This is a genomic window from Microcystis sp. M53598_WE2, assembly GCF_030067735.1.
Taxonomy (GTDB): domain Bacteria; phylum Cyanobacteriota; class Cyanobacteriia; order Cyanobacteriales; family Microcystaceae; genus Microcystis; species Microcystis aeruginosa.
Window position 1 is genome coordinate 1 of the sequence record NZ_JASJFE010000411.1, and the last position, 1171, is coordinate 1171.

General features: G+C 37.7%; 1 protein-coding gene and 1 pseudogene. One reads left to right on the forward strand and one right to left on the reverse strand.

What is annotated here, in order from left to right:
* Nucleotides 1-353, forward strand: a pseudogene (locus PX636_RS08750) (restriction endonuclease subunit R); the annotation flags it as partial.
* A gap of 113 nt (nt 354-466) precedes the next feature.
* Here the strand turns inward: PX636_RS08750 and PX636_RS08755 are convergent.
* Nucleotides 467-1171: DNA cytosine methyltransferase (locus PX636_RS08755; RefSeq protein WP_288116783.1), on the reverse strand; the 705-nt coding region annotated here is incomplete at its 5' end.

Here is a 1171-nt window from a genome sequence, read left to right on the forward strand (position 1 = left end):
TCGATGAAGATAAAACTATTAGCGGACGCTTTGATATTGTCACGGTGAATAATTCGATATCAACTGTCAATGATATCCCTTTTTGGATTTTAGTAATTGAAGCTAAAGAGAGTGGAATCGAAGTACGTCAGGGATTACCTCAATTACTGACTTATGCCTACAATAGCTTAGAAAGACAACCCTCAGTTTGGGGATTAGCGACTAATGGCTTACAATATATGTTCGTCTATCTCAGACAAGAAACTAACCCCACTTATCAGATAATGCCAGAACTTAATTTAATGTATCCTCAATCAGCAATTAATCTGCTCCAAATTCTCAAGGCAATGGGTCAGCTAATTTTAGAGACATAAATTAGGACTCAAACAAGCTATAATCTCCTAGGCTTTTACTGTCTATATAGGGAATTAAAAGCGTCTTGAATAATCACCACTATCTAAAACTCCTGAGTCGAAAATAAACTTAATTAAGTTGTTCGATTGAACGAGAATGAATTAGTTGATGCTTGAGCAACATCTAACAAAGACTCGATCACAGAATTAACCACAGCAGCTACGCAGGAAATCGCTACACTATTACCCGTTAATTTTCGCATAGTTTGATAACTGCCAACAATTTGATAATCATCGGGAAAACCTTGTAAACGTAGCATTTCTCTTGCTGTTAAACGTCTTTTCCCATCCACTAACAAATAATTATAGGATGCTCCTGCTCGCAAGGCACAGGAATAGGGATAAGCGCTGACATTACCTCCTTTATTTTCGTGCCAGATGGTCGGTTCACTATAAGGTTTTTTTCCCTCTCTTTTCAGGAAGCGACTTTTTTGAATTCTTGCGGAAGCATAATAAAAATCCGAGACATTTTCCTCTAATATTTCCGTTAAAGTTGTTCTAGATAAAGCTGGTTTTGGCCAGATAAAACCCCGCGCTTCTCGGAAACCAACGATAAAAATTCGTTCCCGTTTTTGCGGTAAACCAAAATTAAGCGCATTCAAAACTCGGTAATCGGTATAGTAATCTAAATCTTGCAGAGTATCGAGAATAACTTCTAAGGTTTTTCCCTGTTGATGTCCCTGCAATTGCTTGACATTTTCCAGAATAAATGCTGCGGGTTGTTTGGCTTTTAAAATGCGGGCAATCTCAAAAAATAGCGTGCCTCTGGTATCTTCAAA